The sequence below is a fragment of the Kutzneria viridogrisea DSM 43870 genome, assembly GCF_000525635.1.
GTDB lineage: Bacteria > Actinomycetota > Actinomycetes > Mycobacteriales > Pseudonocardiaceae > Kutzneria > Kutzneria viridogrisea.
In genome coordinates this window covers 3,004,026-3,029,563 of sequence record NZ_CP007155.1, presented here as the reverse complement: position 1 = coordinate 3,029,563, position 25,538 = coordinate 3,004,026, and the positions used below count along the sequence as shown (strand labels likewise).

Annotated in this window: 29 protein-coding genes; 15 read left to right on the top strand and 14 right to left on the bottom strand. The window is 71.7% G+C overall.

What is annotated here, in order from left to right; genetic code table 11:
* The first annotated feature begins 106 nt into the window (after positions 1-106).
* A complete protein-coding gene (gene bldD / locus KALB_RS13610) occupies positions 107-595 on the top strand; it encodes a transcriptional regulator BldD (protein ID WP_015803953.1) in 489 nt (162 codons plus the stop codon).
* 64 nt (positions 596-659) lie between these two features.
* Here bldD and nusB read toward each other — a convergent pair whose 3' ends face one another.
* Together nusB and efp are read right to left on the bottom strand one after the other, a co-directional pair.
* Positions 660-1,079 carry a transcription antitermination factor NusB gene (gene nusB / locus KALB_RS13605; protein WP_025356267.1) on the bottom strand — a complete coding sequence of 140 codons (420 nt, stop codon included), beginning with the start codon at positions 1,077-1,079 and terminating at the stop codon, positions 660-662.
* A gap of 1 nt (position 1,080) precedes the next feature.
* On the bottom strand, positions 1,081-1,644 hold the full coding sequence (gene efp, locus KALB_RS13600) for an elongation factor P (protein ID WP_025356266.1): 564 nt from the start codon (positions 1,642-1,644) through the stop codon (positions 1,081-1,083).
* A gap of 156 nt (positions 1,645-1,800) precedes the next feature.
* Here efp and KALB_RS13595 point away from each other — a divergent pair, with 156 nt between their 5' ends.
* The gene (locus tag KALB_RS13595; protein ID WP_025356265.1) at positions 1,801-2,217 is read left to right on the top strand and encodes a B-4DMT family transporter; all 417 of its coding nucleotides are present in this window, start codon (positions 1,801-1,803) and stop codon (positions 2,215-2,217) included.
* Here KALB_RS13595 and KALB_RS13590 read toward each other — a convergent pair.
* The 6 genes from KALB_RS13590 to KALB_RS13565 form a co-directional block, all read right to left on the bottom strand.
* Positions 2,191-3,633, bottom strand: a complete 1,443-nt coding sequence (locus KALB_RS13590) for a glycoside hydrolase family protein (RefSeq protein ID WP_236650251.1) — start codon at positions 3,631-3,633, stop codon at positions 2,191-2,193. The genes KALB_RS13595 and KALB_RS13590 overlap by 27 nt on opposite strands.
* Before the next feature lie 96 nt (positions 3,634-3,729).
* Positions 3,730-4,161 carry a type II 3-dehydroquinate dehydratase gene (gene aroQ / locus KALB_RS13585; RefSeq protein ID WP_025356263.1) on the bottom strand — a complete coding sequence of 144 codons (432 nt, stop codon included), beginning with the start codon at positions 4,159-4,161 and terminating at the stop codon, positions 3,730-3,732.
* Entirely contained in the window at positions 4,158-5,267 is a 1,110-nt protein-coding gene (gene aroB / locus KALB_RS13580; protein ID WP_025356262.1) for a 3-dehydroquinate synthase, read from the bottom strand. The genes aroQ and aroB overlap by 4 nt, the downstream gene beginning before the upstream one ends.
* Positions 5,267-5,785 (bottom strand): shikimate kinase, encoded by a 519-nt coding sequence (locus tag KALB_RS13575; protein WP_025356261.1) that lies wholly within the window; start codon positions 5,783-5,785, stop codon positions 5,267-5,269. The genes aroB and KALB_RS13575 overlap by 1 nt, the downstream gene beginning before the upstream one ends.
* Positions 5,782-6,972, bottom strand: coding sequence for a chorismate synthase (aroC, locus tag KALB_RS13570; RefSeq protein WP_025356260.1), 1,191 nt, complete (start codon positions 6,970-6,972; stop codon positions 5,782-5,784). The genes KALB_RS13575 and aroC overlap by 4 nt, the downstream gene beginning before the upstream one ends.
* A 52-nt stretch (positions 6,973-7,024) precedes the next feature.
* The gene (locus KALB_RS13565) at positions 7,025-8,152 is read right to left on the bottom strand and encodes a DUF418 domain-containing protein (protein ID WP_030108664.1); all 1,128 of its coding nucleotides are present in this window, start codon (positions 8,150-8,152) and stop codon (positions 7,025-7,027) included.
* Positions 8,153-8,284: 132 nt separating this feature from the next.
* Between KALB_RS13565 and KALB_RS13560 the strand changes: the two genes are divergently transcribed.
* Complete coding sequence (locus KALB_RS13560) at positions 8,285-9,427, top strand: sensor histidine kinase (RefSeq protein WP_025356258.1); 1,143 nt, start codon at positions 8,285-8,287, stop codon at positions 9,425-9,427.
* Positions 9,424-10,065, top strand: coding sequence for a response regulator (locus KALB_RS13555; RefSeq protein WP_025356257.1), 642 nt, complete (start codon positions 9,424-9,426; stop codon positions 10,063-10,065). The genes KALB_RS13560 and KALB_RS13555 overlap by 4 nt, the downstream gene beginning before the upstream one ends.
* Positions 10,066-10,360: 295 nt before the next feature.
* Here KALB_RS13555 and KALB_RS13550 read toward each other — a convergent pair whose 3' ends face one another.
* The 4 genes from KALB_RS13550 to KALB_RS13535 form a co-directional block, all read right to left on the bottom strand.
* Positions 10,361-10,969 carry a prepilin peptidase gene (locus KALB_RS13550; RefSeq protein ID WP_025356256.1) on the bottom strand — a complete coding sequence of 203 codons (609 nt, stop codon included), beginning with the start codon at positions 10,967-10,969 and terminating at the stop codon, positions 10,361-10,363.
* Between the two features lie 77 nt (positions 10,970-11,046).
* Positions 11,047-11,571 (bottom strand): methylated-DNA--[protein]-cysteine S-methyltransferase, encoded by a 525-nt coding sequence (locus tag KALB_RS13545; protein ID WP_025356255.1) that lies wholly within the window; start codon positions 11,569-11,571, stop codon positions 11,047-11,049.
* An 11-nt stretch (positions 11,572-11,582) separates the two neighbouring features.
* The gene (locus KALB_RS13540; protein ID WP_025356254.1) at positions 11,583-12,362 is read right to left on the bottom strand and encodes a methylated-DNA--[protein]-cysteine S-methyltransferase; all 780 of its coding nucleotides are present in this window, start codon (positions 12,360-12,362) and stop codon (positions 11,583-11,585) included.
* Positions 12,359-12,964 carry an RNA polymerase sigma factor gene (locus tag KALB_RS13535; RefSeq protein WP_025356253.1) on the bottom strand — a complete coding sequence of 202 codons (606 nt, stop codon included), beginning with the start codon at positions 12,962-12,964 and terminating at the stop codon, positions 12,359-12,361. The genes KALB_RS13540 and KALB_RS13535 overlap by 4 nt, the downstream gene beginning before the upstream one ends.
* A 608-nt stretch (positions 12,965-13,572) precedes the next feature.
* Between KALB_RS13535 and KALB_RS13530 the strand changes: the two genes are divergently transcribed.
* Genes KALB_RS13530 through KALB_RS13490 form a run of 9 tightly spaced genes read left to right on the top strand, consistent with a single transcriptional unit; the run spans position 13,573 to position 22,401 of the window.
* Positions 13,573-14,412 (top strand): class I SAM-dependent methyltransferase, encoded by an 840-nt coding sequence (locus KALB_RS13530; RefSeq protein WP_201771921.1) that lies wholly within the window; start codon positions 13,573-13,575, stop codon positions 14,410-14,412.
* A gap of 20 nt (positions 14,413-14,432) precedes the next feature.
* On the top strand, positions 14,433-15,854 hold the full coding sequence (locus tag KALB_RS13525; RefSeq protein ID WP_025356251.1) for an iron-containing redox enzyme family protein: 1,422 nt from the start codon (positions 14,433-14,435) through the stop codon (positions 15,852-15,854).
* Positions 15,842-16,195 carry a Rieske 2Fe-2S domain-containing protein gene (locus tag KALB_RS43875; protein WP_025356250.1) on the top strand — a complete coding sequence of 118 codons (354 nt, stop codon included), beginning with the start codon at positions 15,842-15,844 and terminating at the stop codon, positions 16,193-16,195. Before KALB_RS13525 ends, KALB_RS43875 begins: the two co-directional genes overlap by 13 nt.
* Positions 16,192-17,460 carry an ATP-grasp domain-containing protein gene (locus KALB_RS13515; protein ID WP_025356249.1) on the top strand — a complete coding sequence of 423 codons (1,269 nt, stop codon included), beginning with the start codon at positions 16,192-16,194 and terminating at the stop codon, positions 17,458-17,460. The genes KALB_RS43875 and KALB_RS13515 overlap by 4 nt, the downstream gene beginning before the upstream one ends.
* On the top strand, positions 17,457-18,071 hold the full coding sequence (locus KALB_RS13510; RefSeq protein ID WP_025356248.1) for a LysE family translocator: 615 nt from the start codon (positions 17,457-17,459) through the stop codon (positions 18,069-18,071). The genes KALB_RS13515 and KALB_RS13510 overlap by 4 nt, the downstream gene beginning before the upstream one ends.
* 24 nt (positions 18,072-18,095) lie before the next feature.
* Entirely contained in the window at positions 18,096-18,809 is a 714-nt protein-coding gene (locus KALB_RS13505) for an MOSC domain-containing protein (protein WP_025356247.1), read from the top strand.
* A 42-nt stretch (positions 18,810-18,851) separates the two neighbouring features.
* The gene (locus tag KALB_RS13500; RefSeq protein WP_201771920.1) at positions 18,852-20,318 is read left to right on the top strand and encodes an amidase; all 1,467 of its coding nucleotides are present in this window, start codon (positions 18,852-18,854) and stop codon (positions 20,316-20,318) included.
* Positions 20,315-20,983 carry an HAD family hydrolase gene (locus KALB_RS13495; protein ID WP_025356245.1) on the top strand — a complete coding sequence of 223 codons (669 nt, stop codon included), beginning with the start codon at positions 20,315-20,317 and terminating at the stop codon, positions 20,981-20,983. Before KALB_RS13500 ends, KALB_RS13495 begins: the two co-directional genes overlap by 4 nt.
* A complete protein-coding gene (locus tag KALB_RS13490; protein ID WP_236650250.1) occupies positions 20,980-22,401 on the top strand; it encodes an MFS transporter in 1,422 nt (473 codons plus the stop codon). Before KALB_RS13495 ends, KALB_RS13490 begins: the two co-directional genes overlap by 4 nt.
* A gap of 149 nt (positions 22,402-22,550) precedes the next feature.
* On the opposite strand, the gene KALB_RS13485 is transcribed toward KALB_RS13490, so the two are convergent.
* Together KALB_RS13485 and KALB_RS13480 are read right to left on the bottom strand one after the other, a co-directional pair.
* Entirely contained in the window at positions 22,551-23,006 is a 456-nt protein-coding gene (locus tag KALB_RS13485) for a PTS sugar transporter subunit IIA (RefSeq protein ID WP_025356243.1), read from the bottom strand.
* The gene (locus KALB_RS13480) at positions 23,003-23,239 is read right to left on the bottom strand and encodes a PTS sugar transporter subunit IIB (RefSeq protein ID WP_025356242.1); all 237 of its coding nucleotides are present in this window, start codon (positions 23,237-23,239) and stop codon (positions 23,003-23,005) included. Before KALB_RS13480 ends, KALB_RS13485 begins: the two co-directional genes overlap by 4 nt.
* Before the next feature lie 216 nt (positions 23,240-23,455).
* Between KALB_RS13480 and KALB_RS13475 the strand changes: the two genes are divergently transcribed.
* Positions 23,456-24,244, top strand: coding sequence for a GntR family transcriptional regulator (locus KALB_RS13475; protein ID WP_236650249.1), 789 nt, complete (start codon positions 23,456-23,458; stop codon positions 24,242-24,244).
* Positions 24,241-25,512, top strand: a complete 1,272-nt coding sequence (locus tag KALB_RS13470) for a PTS transporter subunit EIIC (RefSeq protein ID WP_025356240.1) — start codon at positions 24,241-24,243, stop codon at positions 25,510-25,512. The genes KALB_RS13475 and KALB_RS13470 overlap by 4 nt, the downstream gene beginning before the upstream one ends.
* Positions 25,513-25,538 lie beyond the last annotated feature (26 nt).

Sequence of the window (25,538 nt, the reverse complement as noted above, 5' to 3'; positions counted from 1 at the left end):
CTTGACCTGGTGACGACAGCGAGCGACCATTACTCTGCGTATTGATCTGAGGCTTCCCGCGGTCATGGCTACCGGCCGACGGGGCGAATGAACGGAGAACCGCCACATGGGCGATTACGCCAAGGCGCTGGGGGCCAAGCTCCGCGCCATCCGCCAGCAGCAGGGATTGTCACTGCATGGCGTCGAGCAGAAGTCCGGCGGTCGCTGGAAGGCCGTCGTCGTCGGCTCGTACGAGCGGGGCGATCGCGCTGTCACCGTGCAGAAGCTGGCCGAGCTGGCCGACTTCTACGGGGTTCCGGTAGCCGAGCTGCTGCCCGAGGGCCGGGTGCCCTCCGGTGCCGAACCGGCCACCAAGATCGTGATAAACCTGGAGCGGCTCCAGCAGCTGCCCGCGGAGAAGGTGGGCCCGCTGGCCCGCTACGCGGCCACCATCCAGAGCCAGCGCGGGGACTACAACGGCAAGGTGCTGTCCATCCGCACCGAGGACCTGCGCTCGCTGGCGATCATCTACGACATGACCCCGGGCGAGCTGACCGAGCAGCTGATCGACTGGGGCGTGCTGCCGCCCGAGGCACGGCCGTCCAAGGAGGATTGAGCATGTCGCGCGAAAGCGGCGTCATCCGCGGAGGGGATGACGCCGCTTTCGCCGCCGCCTCGTACTAGAGCGCGGCCCTGAGGTGCTCAGCGATGCGCGCGATGCTGTCCAGCACGCCGTTGACGAACCGCGGCGAGTCGTCCGTGGACAGTGCCTTGGCCAGTTCCACGGCCTCGTCGATGGCTACCGCGTCCGGCACGTCGGAGACCCACAGCAGCTCGTAGACGCCCATGCGCAGCACGGCGCGGTCCACCGCGGGCATGCGGGCCAGGGTCCAGCCCTCGGCGTGCTCGGAGAGCAGCTCGTCGATCCGGGAACGGTGCGCGGTCACGCCCTCCACCAGCGAGATGGTGTAGTCGTTGACCGGCGGCACGTCCGGCGACCCGACCCGCTCGGAGAGCAGGGTCACCGCGTCGGCCCCGCGCAGGTCCGCCTCGTAGAGGACGTCGACCGCACGCTTGCGGGCCTTGCTGCGTGCACCCATGTCAGCTGGAGACCCGGCCGAGGTAGCGACCGTCGCGGGTGTCCACCTTGACCTTCTCGCCGGTGGTGACGAACAGCGGCACCTGGATCTCGGCGCCGGTCTCCAGGGTGGCGGGCTTGGTGCCACCGGTGGAGCGGTCGCCCTGCAGGCCCGGGTCGGTGTGCTGGATGAGCAGCTCCACCGAGGTGGACAGCTCCACGAACAGCGGGGTGCCCTCGTGCACGGCCACCACGGCGTCGGTGTTCTCCAGCATGTAGTTGGCCGCGTCGGACACGGTCGCCGCGGGCACGTTGATCTGGTCGTACGTGTCGGTGTCCATGAACACGAAGTCCGTACCCTCCTTGTACAGGAAGGTCATGGAGCGCTTGTCCACGGTCGCGGTCTCGACCTTCGTGCCCGCGTTGAAGGTCTTGTCCACCACCTTGCCGGACAGCACGTGCTTGAGCTTGGTGCGCACGAACGCACCGCCCTTGCCCGGCTTGACGTGCTGGAACTCGACGACGGTCCACAGCTGGCCGTCGAGGTTGAGCACCAGGCCGTTCTTGAGGTCGTTGGTGGTGGCCACGGTGGTGGTCTCTCCTGTAGTCGTGGTCGGCCGCCAGAGGCTGGCCCGGGGGTTGGTCGGCACCGACCAGCCCGCCGGCACGCGGCCGGGATCAGGTCGTGCTCAAGGCTGGAAGTGTACCTGGGGAGATCGGCGCCGACCGCCTAGGCTGGCCTGATGCGAGCTTGGCTGGTGCGCGGGGCTGTCGTCGCGGCGGTGCACGCGCTGGTGCAGACCGGGGTGGCGGCGCTGCGCGCGGCACACCCGGACTGGCTGTCGGTGCTGCGCCCGGTGTCGCTGGGCCTGCTGGTGGGCGTGGCCGTGTTCTGGGCCGGACTGGACGCCTGGCGCGGCCTGGAGCGGCCCGCCATGGAGTGGTTCAGGGCCGCGCTGCTGGCCGGGCCGGTCTCCGGGGTGCTCGGCGTGCTGTTGCAGGGCCTGCTGGTGGACCAGACCGGGGTGGAGTCGGTGTGGGCGGCGATCACCGGTGGCGCCGCGTTCACCGCTCTGCTGGTGCTGGTGCCCGCGGTGCTCGGCCTGGGCCTGGGCCGCCTGGTGGGGCGCAGGTCAGTCGCGCAGCACCGTGAGGTCTAGCCCCTTGGGGTAGGCGTCCCACTGCTGGTCGCTGGTCTCGGTGACCGGCGAGGAGTTGGCCCGCACCACGACCGGGTCCGGACCGACCGGCCAGAGCCTGCCGTCCAGCACCAGCCCGTAGGGCCGGTTCGGGGCGTGCAGGGCGGGCACCCCCGGCGCGATGCGGCCCGCCAGGGGCAGCGCCTCGGCCGAGGGCACCGGCTCGTCCAGCACGCGCACGGCCAACTGCTCGGCCACCGCGCGGCGGTCCACCCGCACCCGGTGCCCGGCCAGCACGAGGTCGATCGTGCGGTCGGAGCTGGGCATGGCGACCCCGTCGAGGGTCGCGGGCGGCTGGCAGGCGTGCACCCCGAGCAGGTCCAGGCCGAAGTGGGTCAGGTCGGTGGGCGCGCTGGTCTCGCGCACGGCGCGCACCAGGTCGATCGGCACCCGCCCGCAGCGGTCCTGGGCCGAGGCGGGCGCGTGCCCGTCGGCCCTGCGCACCAGGCCCGCGCCCTCCTGCCACGGCCCGGCCACCAGCACGTCCCCGTACGGGTGCGCGGTGAAGTCCCGGTTCCAGAAGGTGATGACGGTGCCCTGGTTCAGCGCCTCGTGGGCCACGGCGAAGGCGTTGAGGGCGTCCACCCACATCCAGTCGGAGCTGTTGCTGTCCGAGATCGAGGTGGTCCGGGCCGAGCGCGTGCCGGACACCTCGGCGAACCCGTTCGGGGTGAGCGCCTGGGTGCCGGTGGCGAAGGTCGGGTCCTTCGAGCGCAGCACGAACTGGCCGGTGCCCTTGGGACCGGCCGCCGCGCCCGTGGTGTCGGTGAACATCAGGTACACCCAGCCGTCCAGGTACAGCGCGGAGGGCTGGCCCGCGCCGTAGGTGTTCTCCCCGTGTACCTGCATGGACGGCTCGACCACGGGGTGGCCCAGCTTGGTCCAGTGCACCCCGTCCGCGCTGGTGATCAGCCCGATGGAGTTGCCGAAGGGCTGCTCCCCGGCCGCGCCGGTGTAGTACAGGTAGTAGGAGCCGCTGACCTTGATCACCGACGGGTCGCAGGTGTGCTTGGCGTCGAAGCCCGAGCCGCCGCCGTGCAGGTCCACGGTGGGCGCGCCGTACGGCCCGTCCAGCGCGGGCGCGCTCGCGGAGAGCACGTCGTCCCCGGGCACGCCGACCCCGGGCAGCTGGCTGCACCACCACATCCGGTACGAGCCGTCGTCCACCAGCACGGTGGGGCCGTAGTTGTACGGGGCGTCAGGCCCGCCGGAGACGATCACGCCGGGGCTGCTGCGCACCCGGTCGGTGGCCAGCAGCGCGGGGGCCGGGGCCTGCGCCGTGGGCTGCACCCCCTCCACGCGGGGCCCCGGCTGGGGCGTTCCCTCGGCGTTGCCGCAGGCGGCCAGCAGCAGCACGGCGGCCACCGCGCCGCTCACCCTCCGATGCGGTCGGATCGGCATGCCCGGGCGGACCTCCACGAGTGGGTGAGGGATGTGCCGGTCCAGTCTAGGGACCCCACCCACCCGTGTGAGTTACGCGGGGTGCGTCGCGATCCAGCGCAGCGCCAGGGCGTAACCCTGCACGCCCAGGCCCAGGATCGTGCCGTCCGCGACCGCCGAGATGTAGCTGTGCTGGCGGAACTCCTCGCGCTTGTGCACGTTGGAGATGTGCACCTCGACCAGTGGCGCGGTCAGCTGCGAGCAGGCGTCCCGCACGGCGATCGAGTAATGCGTCCACGCGGCCGGGTTGAGCACCACGGGGGTGCCCGAGTCGGCGGCCTCGTGCAGCCAGCCGAGCATCTCGCCCTCGTGGTCGGTCTGCCGCACGTCCACCTCGACGCCCAGTTCGGCGGCCTCGCGGCGGCACAGCTCGACCAGGTCCGCGTAGGTGGTGGAGCCGTAGACCTCGGGCTCCCTGGTGCCGAGCCGTCCCAGGTTCGGCCCGTTGAGCACGAGCACCCTCACAGCAGCACCGGCCGATCCGCGGTGTCCTCGCCCGCGATCACCGAGTAGGCCGCGGCGATCAGGCTCGGGTCCGGGCCCTCCAGCCGGCCCGGCTTGGCCAGCCCGTCCAGCACCACGAAACGCAGCATGCCCGCGCGGGTCTTCTTGTCGTTGCGCATGCCCTCCATGAGCTGGGGCAGCGCACCGGGCTCGTAGGCGGTGGGCAGCCCCAGCGCGGTCAGCACGCTGTGGTGCCGGTCCGCGGTGGCGTCGTCCAGCCGACCCGCCAGCCTGGCCAGCTCGGCGGCGAACACCAGGCCCACGCTGACCGCGGCCCCGTGCCGCCAGCGGTAGCGCTCGCGGCGCTCGATGGCGTGGCCCAGGGTGTGCCCGTAGTTGAGGAACTCCCGCTGCCCCGACTCGCGCAGGTCCCCGGACACCACCTCGGCCTTGTACCGGATCGCGCGGCAGACCAGCTCGCCGATCACCTCACCGGTGGGGTCCACGGCGGCCTTCGGGTCGGCCTCGATCAGCTCCAGGATGCGCGGATCGGCCAGGAACCCGGCCTTGACCACCTCGGCCATGCCCGCGACGAGTTCGTTGGCGGGCAAGGTCTCCAGCGTGGCCAGGTCCACCAGCACGGCGGCCGGTTCGTGGAACACCCCGACCAGGTTCTTGCCCGCCTCGGTGTTGATGCCCGCCTTGCCGCCCACCGCGGCGTCCACCATGCCCAGCAGGGTGGTCGGCACGTGCACCACGCGGACCCCGCGCAGCCAGGTGCCCGCCACGAACCCGGCCAGGTCGGTGGTCGCCCCGCCGCCCAGCGCCACCACGGCCCCGGTGCGGTCCAGGCCGATGCGGCCCAGCACCTCCCAGCAGAACCCCGCCACCGCCAGCGCCTTGCCGTCCTCGGCGTCGGGGAGCTCCACCCGGTGCGCGTCGATGCCGGCCGCGGCCAGCTCCTCGCGTACCACCTCGGCGGTCGCGGTCAGCGTCGGCTGGTGCAGGATCGCCACGGTGGGCGTGCCGGTCAGCACCTCCACCAGCTCACCGAGCAGGCCGCGGCCCACCAGCACCTCGTAGGGCCGCTCGGCGGCGACCCGGATGCGGACCGGTTCCTGGGCCATCACTGTCCTCCCTGGCCAGTCAGCGCCTCGATCACGGCCCGCACCACCTCGTCGGGTTCGCGGCCGTCGGTGTCCACCTCCACGGTGGCCACCTCTTGGTAGAGCGGCACCCTGGCGTCCAGCAGCGCCTTGAACGTCGCGCGCGGGTTCACCCCGACCAGCAGCGGCCGGTTCGCGGCCAGGCCCGTGCGGCGCACGCCCTCGGCCATGCACACGCTGAGGTAGACCACCGGATGGTCGGCCAGCAGCAGCCGGGTCGCCGCGGACAGCACCGCTCCCCCGCCCAGCGCCAGCACCCCGTCGTGCTCGGCCAGCGCGGCGAGCACCGCCTGCTCCTCGATGCGCCGGAACTCCTGCTCGCCGTCCTGGGTGAAGATGTCGGAGATCGGCTTGCCCACGGTGCGGACGATGTCGGCGTCCACGTCCCGGAAGGGCAGGCCCAGCTCCGCGGCGAGCAGTTCCCCGACGGTGGTCTTGCCCGCACCGGGCGGCCCGACCACGACGGCCCTGGGACTCACCAGCGATCCTGCAAGGACTTGAGGTAGCCCTCGACGTTGTGCCGGGTCTCCGACAGCGAGTCGCCGCCGAACTTCTCCAGCACCGCGTCGGCCAGCACCAGCGCCACGACCGACTCCACCACGACCCCGGCGCGCGGGACCGCGCAGATGTCCGAACGCTGGTGGATCGCCACGGCGGGCTCGCCGGTGGTGACGTCCACAGTGGCCAGTGCGCGCGGCACCGTGGAGATCGGCTTCATGGCCACGCGGACCCGCAGCGGCTCGCCGTTGGTGATGCCGCCCTCCAGGCCACCGGCCCGGTTGGAGCGCCGCGTCACCCCGGACACCCCGGGGCCGCGGTCGATCTCGTCGTGCGCCTGGCTGCCCCGGCGGCGCGCGGTGGTGAAGCCGTCGCCGACCTCGACCCCCTTCATCGCCTGGATGCCCATCAGGGCGCCGGCCAGGCGGGCGTCCAGCCTGCGGTCCCAGTGCACGTGCGAGCCCAGGCCCGGCGGCAGGCCGTAGACGATCGCCTCGATCACCCCGCCGAGCGTGTCCCCGTCCTTCTTGGCGGCCTCCACCTCCTCGACCATGGCCTCGGTGCCCGCGGGGTCGAAGGCCCGCACCGGGTTCTCGTCGATGGCGGCCAGGTCCTCGGGCCTGGGCAGCGGGGCGTCCGGGGAGCACTCGGCGGCCCCGATGGACACCACGTGGCTGAGCACCTCGGCGTTGAGCACCTGGCGCAGGAAGTTGCGGGCCACCGTGCCCAGCGCGACCCGCTCGGCGGTCTCCCTGGCGCTGGCCCGCTCCAGCACGGGCCGCGCCTCGGTGAAGCCGTACTTCTGCATGCCGGGCAGGTCCGCGTGGCCGGGGCGGGGCCGGGTCAGCGGCGCGTTGCGGGCCGAGCCCTCCAGTTCGGCGGGGTCGACCGGGTCGGCCGCCATCACCTTCTCCCACTTGGGCCACTCCGCGTTGGCGATGCGCACCGCCACCGGGCCGCCCTGGGTGAGCCCGTGGCGCAGGCCGCCGAGGAACTCCACCTGGTCGGTCTCGAAGTCCATGCGCGGGCTGCGGCCGAAGCCGAGCCTGCGGCGGGCCAGTTGGACCGAGAGGTCCTCGGTGGTGACCGACACACCGGCGACCATGCCTTCCAGCACGCCCACCAGCGCGGGGCCGTGTGACTCTCCTGCGGTGATCCAGCGCAACACGGCGCCGATCCTTTCACACCGGCCAGGCACGCATCCCCGGCACGCGTCGTTCTCAGCCGACGAGCTGACGCTGCGGGGCGCGGTAGGCCCAGTTCCACGCCGCCTCCAGCGGCCCGCGCCCGAACCTGCGCAGCCACCACGTGGCCAGGCTCATGAACAACGCGCCGATGCCCGCCCAGGCCAGGGGCACCCACCACGGCCGGAAGGCGTCCAGCTTCGCGGCAAGGCCCAGGCCCCAGCCGTAGCAGAGCACGCTGGCCACCAGGTTCTGGAACACGTAGCAGGACAGCGCGCAGCGGCCCACCGAGGTCAGCCCCCTGCGCAGCACACCGGGCTCGGCGCGCAGGCGCAGCAGCACGCTGGTGACGAGCCCGAGCAGGCCCAGGGCCACCAGGGGCGGCAACAGGTAGCGGTCGGCGAAGAACCAGCCGCCGCCCGCCAGCGAGGTGAGCAGGTTCAGCGGGGCGGCCACCCCCAGGCCGACCACCACCAGCCTGGTGCGCAACCGGGCGCCGACGGCCGTGTCCTGGAACACGCCCGCGCGCAGCAGCAGGACCCCGGCCAGGAACAGCACCGTGGACATCGGCAGGATGAAGATCGCTTCCAGGCGGAAGGCGAACAGGTTGTGCAGTCGGTTCGCGACCTGGTCGGGCCAGCTGCCCGCGCTGTAGAGCGTGGTCCCGCCCGCCGAGATCGTGAAGTCGCCCGCGCTGACCAGGTAGGCCGTGATCAGGCCCATCGACAGGACGTGCAGCCCGCCCAAGGTGATCATCCACGTCCTGATCACCCGCGTGCTCCTGGACACCAGGAAGGACACCAGCACCGCGGTCACCGCGTAGCTCATCAGCACGTCGAACTCGAAGATCAGCACGTAGTGCGCGGCGCCCTCGGCCAGCAGCAGGGCGCTGCGCCACAGGTACCAGCCGGGCCAGCGCCTGCCGTCGCGCCGGGCCGACCGGTACTGCAACTCCAGCCCCACGCCGAACAGCACCGTGAGCAGGCCCAGGAACTTGCCGTTGCAGAGGTAGAGCAGCACCGCGTGCACTGTGCCGCCCTCGGCCAGCCCGCTGACGGGACCGTGGGGGCTGGTGAACAGCCAGATGTTGGTTCCCAACGTGCCCAGGATCGCGATGCCCCGGAGCACGTCGACGGCCGTGAGTCGGCCCTGGATGGTGGACATGCCGCCAGCCTCCAGGCCGCGCGGCGACACGTCGTCGGCGATCGGTCGCAGCGCCGTCTCATCACTTCGTCGCACCCCGTCCGCCACCTTCGAACGAGGTGCGCAGGTCACGGCCTGTGCTGTGATGGCCCGGTGCCGCTGATCCGACCGAGCCGGTTCGACCTGGTGTTCGCCCCCTGCGCCTACCTGGTCGGGTGCGGGTTCCTCGCGCTGGACGGCACGATCCCGCTCACCCCGCGGGTGCTCGGCGCCTTCGCGGTGGCCTGCCTCGGCCTGCTGCTGCGGACCCGGCTGCCCGTGGTCGGCCTGCTGCTGTGGCCGCTCGCCGCGCTGCTGGCCCCCGCTACGGCGTTCTCGCTGCCCATGCTGCTGGTGGTCTGCGAGTTCCTGTACCAGTTGGTACTGACCAGTTCCGCGCGCTGGCAGCGCCCGGTCGAGGTGTCGATCTACGTCCTGACCGTGGGCGTGGCGGTGCTGGCCGCCGTGCAGCGGCCGGACTGGCGTTCGGGTCTGCTCACGGCGCTGGGCCTGGTCCCGATCTCCCTGGTGCCGATGTGGTGGGCGCTGAGCGTGCGGCGGCACCGCGAGGCCGCCGAGGCGCACCGGGTCAGCGCCGAACAGGCCCAGGTCATCGCGGAGCTGGACCGACAGGCCGCGGTCACCGACGAGCGCAACCGGATGGCCCGCGACCTGCACGACGTGATCGCCGGGCACCTGTCGGCCATCGCGATCCAGTCCGAGGCCGTGCTGTCCACCGGCCCGGAGGACGCCGAGACCACCCGCCGGGTGCTGCGCTCGATCCGCGAGAACAGCCTCGCCTCGCTCACCGAGATGCGAGCGATGATCGGTATCCTGCGCTCGCGGCACGCCGAGGACCCGCCGACGGCCCCGGCCAGGCTGTCCGAGCTGGCGCGGTTGATCGACTCGGCCCGCGCCACCGGGCTGCGCCTGGACACCAGCGTGGACCTGCCGCCGCACCTGCCGGTCGCGGTGGACCTGGTCGCCTTCCGGATCGTGCAGGAGGCGCTGACCAACGCCGCCAAGCACGCGGCGGGCGCCCACGCCGCGGTCACCATCACCTGGCAGGAGGAGCAGCTCGTGGTCGAGGTCAGCAACGACCTGACCGGCTCGCCGGGGCCCGTGCCCGGTGGCGGGACCGGCACCGCGACCATGGCCGAGCGCGCCGAGGCCGTCGGCGGCTGGATCACCTGCGGGCCGGACGGCCCCGTGTGGCGGGTGCACGCCGTGCTGCCGCTCGTGGCGGTGCCCGCGTGACGATCCGGGTCCTCGTCGCCGACGACCACGCCGCCATCCGCACCGGTCTCGCGCTCATCCTGGACCGCGCCGAGGGCATCTCGGTGGTCGGTGAGGCCGCCGACGGTGCCGCCGCCGTCCGCAACGCCCGCGCGCTGGACGTGGACGTGGTGCTGATGGACGTCCGCATGCCCGGTGTGGACGGCATCCAGGCCACCGCCGAACTGGTCGGCCAGGGCGTGTGCGAAGTGCTCGTGCTCACCACCTTCGATCTCGACGAATACGTGTACGGGGCGCTGCGGGCCGGTGCCGCCGGGTTCCTGCTCAAGTCGGTCGAGGCCCCGCAGCTCGTGGAGGCCGTGCGGCTGGTCGCCGCCGGGGACGGGGTGCTCGCCCCCGGCGTGACCCGCCGGCTGCTCGGGGCGTTCGCCGCGACCGCACCCGCGCCGCGGACCCGCCCCGCCCTCGACCAGCTCACCGACCGCGAGCGCGACGTGCTCGCCTGCCTCGGCGCCGGGCTGTCCAACCAGCAGATCGCCCGCCGCCTGCGGATCAGCGAGGCCACCGTCAAGTCCCACGTCTCCCGCGTGCTGGCCAAGCTGGACCTGCGCTCACGGGTGCAGGCCGCCATCCTGGCCCAGGAATCCGGCCTCAACTGACCGTTCCGCCCGGACCTCGGTGTGCCGCGCGGGATCGGACCGCTGTCGCACCAAGGACTTCTCGCGGGACTCGCGGCCCGGACAGCGGGACTCGCGGGCCGGACAGCGGGACTCGCGGGCCGGACAGCGGGACTCGCGGCCCGCAGAACGGGACTCGCGGCCCGCAGAACGGGACTCGCCGTCGGCTGGGCGGGACTCGCGGTCAGCAAAGCGGGACTCGCGGCCCGGACAGCGGGACTCGCCGTCGGCTGAACGGGACTCGCCGTCGGCTGGGCGGGACTCGCGGTGGGGTGGGTCAGGGCGGGACGAGGGTGAGGAGGTAGGTGGCGGCGAGCAGGCCGGGGCCGTGTGGGGTGAGGCCACCGCGGGCGGTCAGCGGGGTGAGCAGGGCCGTGATCGTGGCGGCGGCGAGGGCGCCGACCAGCAGGGCGGGCCAGGACACGGCACCGAGCGCGGCGCCGACCACTCCGGACAGCTTGACGTCACCGGCGCCGAGGGCCACGGGGGACGCGAGCCGGATCACCAGGTGTGCGGCGAAGAACAGGGCTCCGGCGAGCAGCGCGCGGGGCAGCAGGCCGGAGCTGGGACCGATCAGGGCGGCGCAGCACAGGGCGAGGGCCACCACGGGGTAGGCGGGCAGGGTCAGCGCGTCGGGCAGCCTGCGGTGGGCGAGGTCGGTGGCGGCGAGCAGCACGCCGAACCAGGCCAGCGCGAGCGGCACGGGCAGCCACCACGCGGGCAGCAGCCATCCGGCCAGCGCCCACAGCCCGGCCACCGCGAGCTCGCACCACGGTGGCGGCACGCGGGTCCCTCTACGCAGGCGTCTGAGCAGCACTCGTCCGGCTGCGCCCGCGGGCAGGCCCGTCACGAACGCGAGCAGAGCGGTCCAGGTCCGGAGATCCATGGGTCCACTGTGGATCGGGAACCGCTGGCACCCCAAGAGGTTCGTGGGCGAATGTGCCATTCGCTCGGAACGGGCGGTCAGCTGTTCCAGAACAGGTCGAGCTGCGGAGTCCGGTCGACCGCCTCCACGTCCAGCAGCCGCCGTTTGACGGTGAGCCCACCCGCGTAGCCGATCAGTGCGCCGCCCGCGCCGAGCACCCGGTGACAGGGCACCACGATCAGCACCGGGTTGAGGGCCATCGCCCGGCCGACGGCGCGGGCCGCGGTCGGCGGCAGTCCCAGGGACTCGGCCAACCGGCCGTAGGTCGTGGTCTGGCCGTACCGCACCGAGTCCAGCCCGGCCAGGATCCGCCGGTCGCCGAGGTGCGCGTACCGGAGGTCGGCCGGAACGGTGAACTCGCGCAACGCCCCGTCGAGGTAGGCACCGATCTCCTCACGGGCGAGCTCAAGCCACTGCGGCGCCGCACCGGTGGCGGGTTCGAGCGGGTAACGGCCGGCCACCTCCTCGGCCGAGTCGAAGGAGCAGACCGTCAGCCCGGTGTCGGAGGCGCCGATCGTCAACGGCCCCACGGTGGTGTCGAAGGTCAGCAGCGGTGCGGTCACGGGCGGTCCTCTCAGGCGGGCTGGTCGACGGGGCCGGGACGGCAGTGGCGGCAGGGCCGGTACCCCGCGTCGGCGGCCTGCTCCACGCTGCGGAACCCACGCCGGTGCGGGGCCGTGATCCGCCTGGCGTGGTGGCAGGTCGGGAAGCACACGATGCCCGTGGTGTCGCTGCCCAGGAAGTGCACGCGTGCCCGCGCGAGCGACCGCACCTCCTCCAGGTCGAGGTTCTCCGCCCGCAGCAGGGACTCCTTCATGGGCGTCCCGAACACGTACTCGCCGAGGACGCCGCCCACGCGGGTCACCCGGTGGCAGGGCACCAGCACGGGCACCGGGTTGCGCACCAGCGCGGACCCGACCGCGCGCACCGCCGACGGGCGGCCCACCTCGCGGGCAACCCAGCTGTACGGCCGGGTCTGCCCCGACGGGATGCGCAGCACCACGGCGAGCACCTCCCGGTCGAACTGGCTGAGGCCATCGAGGTCGAAGCGCAGCGACCGGGCGGATCCCTTGCGCAGGGCCGGAAGCAGGCCCGCGGGCGGCCGTTCGGCGGGCAGCAGCGGCCGACCGCGCAGATCTCGGTAGTGCGCAAGGAACTCCGCGCTGCCACCGGGCGCGCACTCGGCCGGGAGCACGCAGTCGATCCCCCGATCGGTGCTGGCCACGTACAGTTCGCCGATCGGACCGGGTACCCGGATCCACCGGCTGAAGACGCGGTCCACGAGGCTGGTCGGCGGGGCGGCGAGCAATTCGCCGAGCGCCCGCGCGAGGGGGTCGGATCCGTTGGTCGTCATCGCCGGTCCCTCCTGCCTGTGGGCTCGGGCAGTGCGGTCGGTGGCGGCCCGTCGGTGCACAGCAGGCGCAATCGCCGCAGTCCCCGGGAGACGTGGGACTTGGCGGTGCCCTCGGGGCAGCCCAGCACGGCGGCCACCTCGGTCATCGACAGCCCCGCGACGTGCCGCAGCACCACCGCTGTTCGTTGTGCCTGCGGCAGATCCGCCAGCAGGGCACCGAGTTCACGTTGGCTCTCACCGCTTTCCACCAGCTCCTCGACCCCGGGCCCTTCGTGCAGCCTTTCGGGCAGAGTCGCCACCGGCACGTGGTGCGGGCGCCTGCTGGCGTCGCGGGCGGCGTTGCGCCAGGTGTTGAGGGCGATGGTGAGCAGCCAGGGCTTGAGGCGCAGGGCGAGGATCCGCGCGCGGTCGTAGCCGCGCAGGGCTCGGTAGGCCCGCAGGAAGGTCTCCGCGGCGAGGTCCTCGGCCTCCTCGGGCCGTCCGGAGGCACGCAGTACGACCGAGTGCACCAACGGCTCGTGGTCGCGGACCAGGCGGTGGAACCCGGCGTCCAGGTCCTCGGCCAGACCGGCCAGCAGCGCCTCGTCCGTCTCCTCCTCCATGCACGCAAGAACACCAGAGCCCGCGATGTGGTTGCACCCCGCTACGGTCGGCCTAGCTCAGGTGGCGGAGAGAACGCTCGGGACGCGACAGTTCGAGTCACGCAGCGGAGTCACGCCCCTCCCCCGGTTGCTCCATACGGTCACCAACAGGTATCGGTAGTTGACAAAAAGACTGCTTTTGGGACGATGAAGTAGACGATCTGGTTATCGTCGATGGATCCAACTTGGGGGCTGCGATTATTCGCGGAATCAGGGGGAATCCTTTGCCGCACGTTCATCATACGTAGTGCACTGAAGATCGCACACACTCCGGTACGCCGGGCACAGTCCGGCGCATTTCGCGACGCCCACAGCAGGGCGTCCTAGGGGGATGACATTTGAGCGACAGCACACGTTTGCCAGTTGACAGTTATTCGCAGGCGGAGTTGGACGCTGCACCATTTGCCGCCAACCGGCTACTACTCGCTGCCGCCAAGGCGAGCCACGCACAGGTCCAGCAGGCGCTTGACATGAACCTCCAGGCGCTGTCGGCGCTCCATTCGGAGCAGAACAAGACCGAAACGGTCACCCGCGTATCACAGCGGTCAATTCCACGTTGGCACTTCGCCATGCTGAACGACGCGGAACGCAACGACGCACTCGCCGTGGCGCTGGAACGGCAGATAAAACCGGGCATGCACGTGCTGGACATCGGTTCCGGAAGCGGGTTGCTCGCGCTCATGGCCGTGCAGGCCGGGGCCACCAAGGTGACCACCTGCGAGGCGAATCCCATTCTCGCCGAGATCGCACGACAGGTGATCGGTGAGCACGGGATGTCGGAGTTCATCACCGTCGTGCCCGCGATGTCCACCGAACTCGTGGCCGGCCGGGACCTGCCGGACCGGGCCGACCTCATCGTGTCCGAGATCGTGGACTGCGGGCTGATCGGCGAGGGCCTGCTGCCGACCATGCGGCACGCGAGGCAACACCTGCTCGCACCGGGCGGCCGCATCATGCCGCCCTCGGGCAGGCTGCGCGGCGCCCTGCTGGAGAGCAAGGTCGTCGCCGGGTTCAACCGGGTCACCGTGGCCGCGGGCTTCGACATGAGGGCCCTCAACGTGACGGCGACCAGCGGGCACTTCCCGGTCCGGCTGTCCACCTGGCCGCACCGGGTGCTCAGCGAGCACGCGGAGCTGGTCGACTTCGACATCGAGCACGGCGACCTGGACAACGGGCAGCGGCGCGTGCCGCTGCATCCCGTCGCGGACGGGACCGCGCACGGTGTCGTCGCGTGGTTCGAGATGGACCTGGGCGGCGGAATCGTGCTCAGGAATTCGCCCGACAACATCGGGTCGCACTGGATGCAGGCTTTCATCCCGTTCGCGGAGCCGGTTCCGGTGCGTGCTCTGCGCACCGTGGACGTGACGATCCAGTGGGACGACACGAAACTCTTCGCGAGTGTGGCCTAACCATTCAACTGGGGAGAACCATGAGCAACGTGGGACCGTACCGCCCCTTCGAACTGGGAGGCGCCGACCTCAGGGAAGCGGTCAAGCGGTACACCAGCAATCCCCTCTACCTCGACAACGAGGAGTGGGAGAACGACGACAACCCGTACCGCAGGCAGTTGCGGCCACAGGTGGTCGAACACCTGGACTTCGATCGCGTGTTGGGCCGGGACGAGATCCTGGACTACGAGAACCTGGCCGCTCAGCGCATCCTCACCACGATTTACGAGACCGATCTGGTCTTCTTCCCCAAGTCCGGGCTCTCCGACCCGGCGAAGTGGGCGGACTTCACCAACTTCTACAGCTCGTCCAACCGCGTGCTCGGTGAGATGGTCCGGCCCGCGCTGGAACGTCACGTCTTCGGTTTCCTGGACACCGAGGTCGAGGTGTCCGGCAAGTGGACCAAGGATTCCCTCGAGGCATTCCTCCGGACGTTGGAAGACCGTCCCCAGGAGCCGTCGAAGCCGGAAAGCGCTATCAGGAATTCAAGCGACCCGGAGCGGGCCGCGCGCATGTGGCTCATCCAGTTCGCCCCCGACTTCCTGTCCGAGGCCTCCCCCATGATCCGCAACGCCCTGGGCTACTACGGCGAGGCGCAGTCCGAGTGGTTCAAGGTCATCATCGACGAGTACGGCTACGGGGTGCACGACACCAAGCACAGCAAGCTGTTCGAGCGCACGCTGGAGTCGGTCGGCCTGCGGACCGACGTGCACCACTACTGGCAGTACTACCTGTCCAGCAGCCTGATGATGAACAACTACTTCCACTACCTGGGCAAGAACCACGAGCTGTTCTTCCGCTACCTCGGGGCCCTGTACTACACCGAGACCACGCTCGTGGACTTCTGCCGCCGCGCGGACGAGCTGCTGCGGCACGTGTTCCCGGGCACGGTGGACACCCAGTACTTCACCGAGCACGTGCACATCGACCAGCACCACGGCCGGATGGCCCTGGAGAAGATCATCCTCCCGGTGGTGGAGGCCTGCGGCGAGGCGGTCATCCCGGAGATCGTGCGCGGCTTCGAGGAGTTCCAGGTGATCGCGGAGATCGCCGACGAGGACTTCGCCAGGCAGATCGCCTGGATGGACGGCGGGCCGCGCAACAAGGAGCTGCACGCCCCGGTGTGGGAGGCCATCCAGAGCGGCCGGGTGAGCGCGCCGGTGGCGCACATCGTGGAGCCGCACGGCGAACTGTCCAACACCCACTGCCACAACGGCGACGAGCTGTGCCACATCGTGTCCGGGACCATGCGGTTCGTCAGCGGGTTCAACTCCTTCCAGATCCTGGAGGCGGGCGAGGGCACCGTGATCAACCGCAACCGGCTGCACGGTGCGATCATCGAGTCGGACGAGTGCGTGTACGAGATCCACTCGGTGGGGGACTACGAGAAATGCTTGTCCTGAGCTTCGCGGTCAGCGGTGCGGGCAACTGCGTGACCGTCGAGGACATGCCCTACGTGTACGCCCGGTCCCGGCTCGGCTCCTTCGTGCTGCCCGCCCGCTGCCCGCACCGGGGCGGCCCGCTGCACCTGGCCACGGTCGAGCCGGACCGGGCCCGCCTGGTGTGCCCCTGGCACGAGCGGGCCAGCTCGGTCCGCCGGGCGCTCAGCTCGGGCGTGCCCGTGGTGCGCAATGGGAACCGGGCGACGGCGGTGTTCCCGCACGAGGCGGGAACACCGCACCACCTGACCCACCGGCCACTGTCCGCGGACCTCGCGGGCAAGACCTTGGAGGACCGCAGTTGAGCACTGCTCGCCGTCCGGCGGTGATCGTCGACCCGTACTCCTCGGGCGCGCTGTTCGCCCCCGCCTTCCAGCAGGCGGGGGTGCCAGTGCTCGCCCTGGTCTCCAGCCCGGTCCCGCCGCAGGTGTACGCGGCCTCGTTCCGGCCGCAGGACTACCCGGAGGTCATCACGCACCACGGTGACCTGGCGCAGACCCAGCGGCGGCTGCGCGAGCTGGACCCGCTGTGCGTGCTGCCCGGCTGCGAGTCCGGGGTGGAGCTGGCCGACCGCCTCACCGCGGCGGTGCTGCCCGAGCTGGCCAACGTGCCCGAGCTGACCGACGCGCGGCGGCACAAGGGCGCGATGGCCGAGGCCGTGGCGCGGGCCGGGCTGCCGACCATCCCCCAGATCTGCACGGACGACCCGGGGCGGGTGGCCGCGTGGATCGCCGAGTCCGGGCTGGCCGGGCGGGACCTGGTGGTCAAACCGCCGAAGAGCGCGGGCACCGACGGGGTGACCAAGGTGCCGGGCGGCCGGGGCTGGCAGCAGGTCTTCGAGGGCCAGATCGGTCGGCCGAACCGGCTCGGCCTAGTCAACGAGCAACTGCTGGTCCAGGAGTACGCCGTGGGCACGGAGTACGTGGTGGACCTGTTCAGCCACGGGGGTGAGCACACCGTTGCCGACGTGTGCCGCTACGGCAAGGTGGACAACGGGGTGCACATGGCGGTGTACGAGAGCCTGGTGTGGCTGGCGCCCGAGGACCCGGTGGTCCCGGTGGTGACCGCGTACGCGAAGCAGGTGCTGGACGCGGTGGGACTGCGGTACGGCACCGCGCACGTCGAGCTGATGCTGACCGCGGACGGCCCCCGGCTGATCGAGGTCGGGGTGCGACCACACGGCGGTGGCCACCCGCGGTACTGCCGCGCGGCCACCGGGGACAGCCAGGTCGACCGAGCGGTCCGGTACTTCACCGGGCAGGGCGAGATCCCCGGGGACTACCAGCTGCGCAGGCACGTGCGGGTGGCGTTCCTGATGAGCCGGACCGCGGGCGTGGTGCGCAGCGCCGCCTCGCTGTCGGCGATCGGGGAGCTGGCCAGCCACTTCGAGTCGGTGATCAACGTGCGTGCCGGGGACCGCATCGGGGTCACCGAGGACCTGTTCGCCACCTTCGACCTGGGCTTCGTCGTGCTCGCACACCCCGACCGGGAGCAGGTGCTCGCCGACGAGGCGGCCGTGCGGCGCGCGGAGGCGGGCTTGGAGGTCCTCGCCGAGGCCGTACCGACATGATCAGCGCGGGGTTCCTGCTCAGCTCGCTGCTGGTGATCATAACCCCCGGCCCGGACCTGCTGCTGATCACGCGCATGCTGCTCAGGGACCGCAGGCAGGGCCCCGCGCTGGCCGCCGCGGCCGGGATGATCACGGCGGGGGCGCTGCACGCGGCGATCGGGCTGGCCGGGCTGGCCCTGCTGTTGCAGACCGAACCCTGGCTGTTCACGGCGCTGCGCTGGGTGGGCGCGGCGGTGCTGTTCGGCTGGGGGGTGCTGACCCTGCGCTCGGCGCTGCGCACCCCCGCCGACGCGCCCGGGGCGAGCGCCCCGCCCCAGCACGGCAGGGCCTTCTGGCAGGGGCTGGCGTGCACCGGGTCCAACCCGAAGGTGGGGCTGTTCCTGGTGGCGTTCCTGCCCCAGTTCGTGCCGACCGGGCCGGGGGCGACCTCGGCGGTGGTGCTGCTGGCGGCCGTCTACCTGGCGATGGGTCTGGCCTGGCTGGTGATCTGGATCCAGCTGGCCCACTGGCTGAGCAGGTACCTGGTGGTCCCCTCGGTGACGCGGGCGGCCGAGGTCCTGCTCGGCCTGGTGTTCCTGGGTTTCGGCGTGCGCCTGCTCGTGAGCGGCTGAGCGGGCCGGGGAGGTGGTCAGCCCGTGCGGATCGGCTGGGTCGAACAACTGCGCCGGTACCCGGTGAAGTCGATGGCGGGCGAGCTTCTGTCCACTGTGGACTTCGACGCGCGGGGCGTGCGGCAGGACCGGTTGTGGGCACTGCGGCTGCCCGACGGCAGGCTGGGCAGCGGCAAGACCTCGGCGCGCTTCCGGCGGGTCCCCGGCATCGCGCTGGCCAGCGCGCGGTGCGTCGGCGAGGTGCCGGTCATCACGCTCGCCGACGGCACCGAGCACCGGGGCGACACCCCGGAGATCGACTCGGTGCTCAGTGCCGCCTTCGGCACACCACTGGGCCTGCGGCGCGAGTGCGGGTCCTCGCACTTCGACGACGGCCCGGTGCACCTGGTCAGCAGCGCCGCGATCGAGCACGTGGAGCGGCTGTCCGGGGTCGCGGTCGCGGCGGAGCGGCTGCGGCCCACCGTGCTGGTGCGCGGCCGGCCCGGGGCCGAACCGGGGTACCGGCACTGGCTGGGCCGGCGCGTGCGGATCGGCCCGGAGGTGGAACTGGAGGTCCTGGCGCCGATGCGGCGCTGCGGAATGGTCAACAACGCCACGCGCGGACTGCCGCGCGACAACCGCGTGCTGCGGGCGATAGCCCAGCACGCGGACCTGGTGCTCGGGGTGGTCGCCGCGGTGGTCCGCGGTGGCCGCGCGTCAACCGGCGACGAGGTTCGCCTGACCGGAAACGGCAGCTGAGACCAGCTGCAACCGAACGACTACAGGTGGTGTTCTCCGATCGTGGACAACTTCGCTCACATGCCGGCCACCCGGCTGGCAGACATGATCAGGCGGCGGGACGTGTCGCCGGTTGAAGTGGTCAAGGCCTGTCTGGAACGCATCGAGCAGCGCAACCCGGAGGTGAACGCCTTCGTCACCCTGTGCCCGGAGCAGGCACTCGACGCCGCCCAACGCGCCGAGCACGCGGTCCTGGCCGGTGAGCCGTTGCCCCCGCTGCACGGCGTGCCGATCGCGGTCAAGGACCTCGACCCGGTCGCCGGGGTGCGCATGACCCGGGGCTCCGCGGTGTACGCCGACCTGGTGCCCACCGAGACGGTGGAGTGCGTGGAGCGGTTGGTCCGCGCCGGGGCCATCGTGGTCGGCAAGACCAACACCCCCGAGTTCGGGCACAAGGCCACCACCGACAACAGCCTGTTCGGGCCGACCAGCACCCCGTTCAACCTGGCGATGAACGCGGGCGGGTCCTCGGGCGGCAGCGCGGCGGCGGTGGCCGCGGGCCTGGTGCCCATCGCCCAGGGCTCCGACGCGGGCGGCTCGCTGCGCGTGCCCGCCTCGTTCTGCGGCGTGTTCACCCTGATGACCACGTTCGGCCGGGTGGCGGTGCCCGCCCGGCCCAACGCCTTCCGCAGGCTCAACCCCATGGTGTGCTTCGGCGCGCTGACCCGCACGGTCGAGGACTCGGCCCTGGTGCTGGACCTGATGTCCGGGCCGCACTCCCGCGACCCCTACTCCTTCCCGGTGCACGACCGGCTCGGCGACCACCTGAACCGCTCCCTGGCGGGCGTGCGCGTGGCCTACACGCCCACGCTGGGCGGCTACCCGGTCGAGCCGGAGGTCGACGCCCTGGTGCGCGCGGCCGTGCCGGTGCTGGCGCAGGCCGGTGCCGAGGTCGACGAGGTGGACTTCCGACTGCCCCTGCCGCACGGGGAACTGACCAGCGTGTGGCGCCGCTACCTGAAGGTGGCCCACGCGGAGTCCGTGGAGTACTCGCGGCGCAACGGGCTGGACATGCTCGGCGAGTGGCGGGACCGGATCGCGCCGGAGTTCGTCGAAAGCGCGACGCTGGGCGCGCAGCCCTCGGCGGTGGACTCGAAGATGGACGACATCGTCCGCACCGAGGTGCTCGACGCCTTCGAGGACCTGTTCGACGACTACGACCTCGTGGTCAGCCCGGTCAACTGCGTCACGGGCATCGCCAACGACTCGACCCGCACGACCAAGGGCCCGGCCACCGTGGCGGGCGAGCCCGTCGACGAGCAGGTCGGCTGGTCCATGACCAGCCCGTTCAACTTCATCGGCAGCCCGGCAGCCAGCCTGCCGGTGGGCCGTGCGGCCAACGGGGTCCCGGTCGGGTTGCAGATCGCGGCCCGGCGGGGCAACGACGTGGCCGTGGCGGCGGCCAGCGCCGCCTTCGAGCGGTGCCGCCCCTGGCAGGACCTCTACCTCGCGCTGGAGGATCGCGCATGAGCACTGGTTTCAAGGCCGCCCTGTTCGACATGGACGGCACCCTGGCCGACAGCGAGCCGCGCAGCCGCTGGGCGTGGCAGCGGCTGTTCACCACGTACGGCCTGCCGCTGGAGGAGGCCGAGCTCAAGACCTTCTCCGGCAGGCGGGGCCAGGACGTGCTGGCCGAACGGGTCCACCTGTTCCCGGCGGACAGCACCGTGGACGGGCTGTTCGAGGAGGCCATGGGGTACTGGGCGGTCGCGGAGGTGCCCAGCGCCGTGGCCGTGCCCGGCGCACCGGAACTGGTCCGGGCCGTGCACGCCGCCGGGGTGCCCGCGGCGATCGTGTCCTCGGGGCGGCGGGACGACGTGCGCGGCCTGCTGGCGGAGCTGGGTCTGGCGGAGCTGTTCGCGGTCATCGTCGCCTCGGAGGACGTCACCGAGGGCAAGCCGCACCCGGAGGGCTTCCTCACCGCCTGCGGGCACCTGGGGGTGTCCCCACAGGACACGGTGGTGTTCGAGGACGCGCCCGCCGGGGTGGCCGCCGCGAAGGCCGCCGGCGCGGCCTGCGTCGCGGTGACCACCACCCGGCCCGGCTCCCAGCTCACCGAGGCCGACCTGGTGGTGGCGGACTTCCTCGGGATGACCTGGCCGCCGGTGCTGGACGGCACGAGGGCGCGGCCGTGAACGCACTGCCGGTCGGCGCGCGGTGGCTGCTCGCCGTGCTGCTGAGCGGTCAGCTCATGGTCAACGTGGACCTGGCGATCGTGAACACCGCAGCACCGTCCATTCAGGACACCCTGCACACCAGCGGCGGGGAGCTGGAACTGGTGGTCTCCGGCTACATCCTGGCCTACGCGGTGCTGCTGATCACCGGCGCGCGGCTGGGCGCGATCCACGGCTACCGGCGGCTGTTCATCCTCGGGCTCAGCGGGTTCGTGCTGGCCTCGCTGGCCTGCGGGCTGGCTCCCGGGACGGGCTGGCTGATCGCGGCCAGGGTCGTGCAGGGCGCCGCGGCGGCGCTGATGGTGCCGCAGGTGCTCAGCGGGATCCAACTGAACTTCGAGGGCGGCGCCCGGGCCACGGCGATCGGCTACTACAGCCTGGCCCTGTCCGGGGGTGCGGTGCTCGGGCAGCTGCTCGGCGGGGTGCTGGTGTCCGCCGACCTGTTCGGCAGCGGCTGGCGGCCGATTTTCCTGATCAACGTGCCGCTGGGGATCGCGCTGCTGGCCGCCGCGATCCGCTATCTGCCGGTCGACGGCAGGTCGGGGCGCGGCAGGCAACTGGACCTGCTCGGGGTGGCCGTGCTCTCGCTGGCCCTGCTGCTGGCCGTGGTGCCGCTGGTGTTCGGCCGGGAGGCGGGCTGGCCGGTGTGGACCTGGCTGTGCCTGCTGGCGAGCCTGCCCGCGTTCGGCTGGTTCGTGCTGGTGCAGCGCAGGACCACCGCGCGCGGCGGGCACCCGCTGGTGAACCTGTCGCTGGTGAACCGCCCCGCGGTGCGGTGGGGGCTCGTCGCGCACGGCGCGAGCACCCTGACCTACCTCGCGCTGCTGTTCGTGCTGGCGGTCTACCTCCAGAGCGGGCTCGGCCTCAGTCCCGCCTACTCGGGCTTCGCGCTGGTGACCTGGGTGGCCGCCTTCGGCGTGGCGGGGCCGCTGCTGCCCCGGCTGCCGTCCCGGCTCGTGCCGGTGCTGCCCGCGGCGGGCTGCGGCATCCTGGCGCTGGCCTACCTGGCCACCAGCGCCGTGGTGGCGGCAGGGCACGGCGGGGACGCCCTGCTGCTGGCCGTGCTCGGGGTGGGCGGGTTCGGGCTCGGCCTGAGCTCGGCCTCGCTGATCACCCACCTGACCGCGGCGACCCCGACCCGGTACGCCACCGACATCAGCGGGGTGATCAGCACCAACGCGCAGATCTGGGGCGCGGTGGGCGTGGCGGCGGCGGGAACGGCGTACCTGGGCATGGCCGAGGTCCCCGGGCCCGGGCCGGGCACGCACGCCTTCACCGTGATCACGGCCTGCTTCGGCGCGCTGGCGCTGGCCGCCGCGGCGGCCTCGCTGCGGGCCACGCGGGCGGTCGAGCGCCCCTCGGAGGTCCCGGTGGGCTGAGCCGGGCTCAACGTCCACCTGGGACGGGATGTCGGTCTGCACGACCTCCACGCTGCCCGTCCACACCGGACCGACCAAGAACTGCGTGGACGAATGTGCCTTTCAGCCCCGATTCCGGGCTGAAAGGCACATTCGCTCGTCCAGGACGCTCAACGCTGCCAGGTGAGCAGCGCTTCCCCCGCCTTGACCGGGCCGGGCTCGTGCACGTCCACCAGGGACTCCGCCGAGGCGTCCAGCGCGATCACCGGGCAGATCGGCGAACGGCCGCCCTGCTCGATCTCGGCCGGGTTCCAGCCGATCACCGGCTGCCCCGCGCGCACCGTCTCACCCTTGACCACGTGCAGGGTGAAGCCCTCGCCCTTGAGCTTGACGGTGTCGATGCCCAGGTGCACCAGCACCGCGGCGCCGCTCTCGGTGGCCACCACGAAGGCGTGCGGGTGCAGGGTGACGACCGTGCCGTCCACAGGGGACACCGCGTCGCCCGCCGTCCGCTCGGGCTGCACGGCGATGCCCGGGCCGACCATGGCCTGGGCGAACACGGGGTCCGGCACCTCGCTCAGCGGCACGACCTCACCGCTGACCGGGCTGAGCACCGTGAGAGTCACAGCAGGTCCTCGATGTCGCTGGCGATCGTGTCGGCCTCGGGGCCCACGATGACCTGCACCACGGAACCCGCACGCAGCACGCCGTGAGCCCCAGCGGCCTTCAGCGCGGCCTCGTCCACCTTCGAGCCGTCCTCCAGCTCGCAACGCAGCCGGGTGATGCACGGCTCGATCTCGATGATGTTGTCGGGACCACCGATCGCGGCCAGGATCTTCGCCGCCCTGTCGTCAGCCATCTCGTCCTGCTCTCGCTCGTCGTTGCACAACCGGCCGCCAGTCGTACGCGTGTCGGCCGGATGGTGCCATCACGCAGTACGAACGCGTAACGGTAGTTGACACCCGGTCGCCCGGCGGCGCATCCTCCCCGCACCAACTGGTCTAGACCGGAACGTACCAATATCGGCGACTGGGATCGACCCCAGGGGCCGAGAACGAGGATTCGAGGAGGGGTGGTGGCCCAGTTCGAGGGAGTGGATCACACCACCAACCGGATCGTCGACGGACCCAAGCCCAAGCACGCCCAACTGCGGGAGATCCTGCGCAGGCTCGCCGAGCACGAACTGCCCTCGGGGTCGCCGATCCCCAGCGAGCGCGACCTCGCCGACCAGTACGGGGTGTCCCGGCTGACGGTCCGCGCCGCGGTCGGCCAACTGGTCGCTGAGGGCCTGTTGACCAGGGCCCGCGGGCGCGGCACGTTCACCGCCCAGCGCCGCATGGAGGTCCAGCTCTACCTGGAGTCCTTCACCGACGACATGCGCCGCAGGGGCCACGAGCCCAGCACCGAGGTGCTCTCCTGCGCCGAACTGGCCCCGCCGCCCGCCGTGGTCACCGCGCTGGGCCTGGAGCCCACCGAGACGGCCTACCAGCTGTTCCGCCTGCGCCGCGCGGACGGCACCCCGCTGGCCGTGGAGCGCGGCTGGTACAACCGCCGCAAGCTGCCCGGCCTGCTCGGCGCGGACCTGAGCCGCTCCCTGTACACGCTGATGGCCGAGGACTACGGGGTCCAGCTCAACCACGGCAGGCAGACCGTGTGGGCCGAGGGCGCCGACCGGGAGACCGCCCGCCTGCTCGGCATCCGCACCGGCTCCCCGGTGCTGGTGTTCCGGCGGATCTCCACCGCAGACGCACAGCCGGTCGAGGACATGACGTCCTGGTACCGGGGCGATCTCTACCAGGTAACCATGCAGTTGGACCGGGGCACCCCAGGTTCCGGTCCGCTTCCCCACGGAGGAAACCGATGAGTGCCAGCGCCCCCACGGTCGCGGGCAGCAACAAGGGGTTGGCGGGGCTGCAACGCCTCGGCCGCAGCCTGATGCTGCCGATCGCGACGCTGCCCGCGGCAGGCCTGCTCCTGCGCCTCGGCCAGGACGACCTGCTCGGCAGCTTCAAGAACCCGTTCATGCAGAAGGTCGCCGGGGTGCTGGCCGCGGCGGGCGGTGGCCTGTTCAACTGGCTGCCGCTGCTGTTCGCGGTCGGCATCGCGGTCGGTTTCGCCCGCAAGGGCGACGGGTCGACAGCGGTGGCCGCCGCGGTCGGGTTCGTGGTGTTCACCCAGGTCATCCAGGTGTTCGCCCCGGTGGAGGCGAAGAAGGTCGGCGACGCGCCGATTCCCCCGGGCAGCTGGCCCTACGGTGTGCTCGCGGGCATCGTGGTCGGCATCGTCAGCGCCCTGCTGTGGCAGCGGTTCTACCGCACCAAGCTGCCACCGTACCTGGCGTTCTTCGGTGGCCGCCGGTTCGTGCCGATCATCAACTCCGTGGTGCTGATGGTGCTCGGCGTGATCTTCGGCCTGCTGTACCCGATCTTCAACGCGGGCCTGACCGCCTTCGGCAACTTCGTGTCCAACAACCCGGTCGTCGGCGGCGGCATCTACGGTGTGGTCAACCGCCTGCTGGTGCCCTTCGGCCTGCACAACGTCATCAACTCGGTGGTGTGGTTCCTGTCCGGTCACTTCACCGGCGCCGACGGCAAGGACTACACCGGTGACCTGACGCGGTTCTTCCACGGGGACACCACCGCGGGCAGCTACATGACCGGCTTCTTCCCGATCTTCATGTTCGCCCTGCCCGCCGCGGCGCTGGCCATCTGGCGCAACGCACGGCCCTCGCAGCGCAAGGTCGTCGGCGGCATCATGATCTCCGCCGCGCTGACCTCCTTCCTCACCGGCATCACCGAGCCGATCGAGTTCTCCTTCATGTTCGTGGCCTGGCCGCTGTACCTGATCCACGCGGTGCTCACCGGTAGCTCGCACGCGCTGACCAACGCACTGGGCATCCACGACGGGTTCTCCTTCTCCGCCGGTGCGATCGACTACCTGCTGAACTTCGGCATCGCGCAGAAACCGCTGCTGCTACTGCTGGTCGGCGTGATCTACGGTGCGATCTACTACTTCGTGTTCTCCTTCGTGATCAAGAAGTGGAACATGCGCACGCCGGGTCGCGAGGAGGAGGGCGAGGAGCAGCTCGACGGCGATGTCGCGGTGATCGAGCCCAAGAGTCACAAGGCCTGACCACCCGGTCGAGCCGCTAGGGAAGG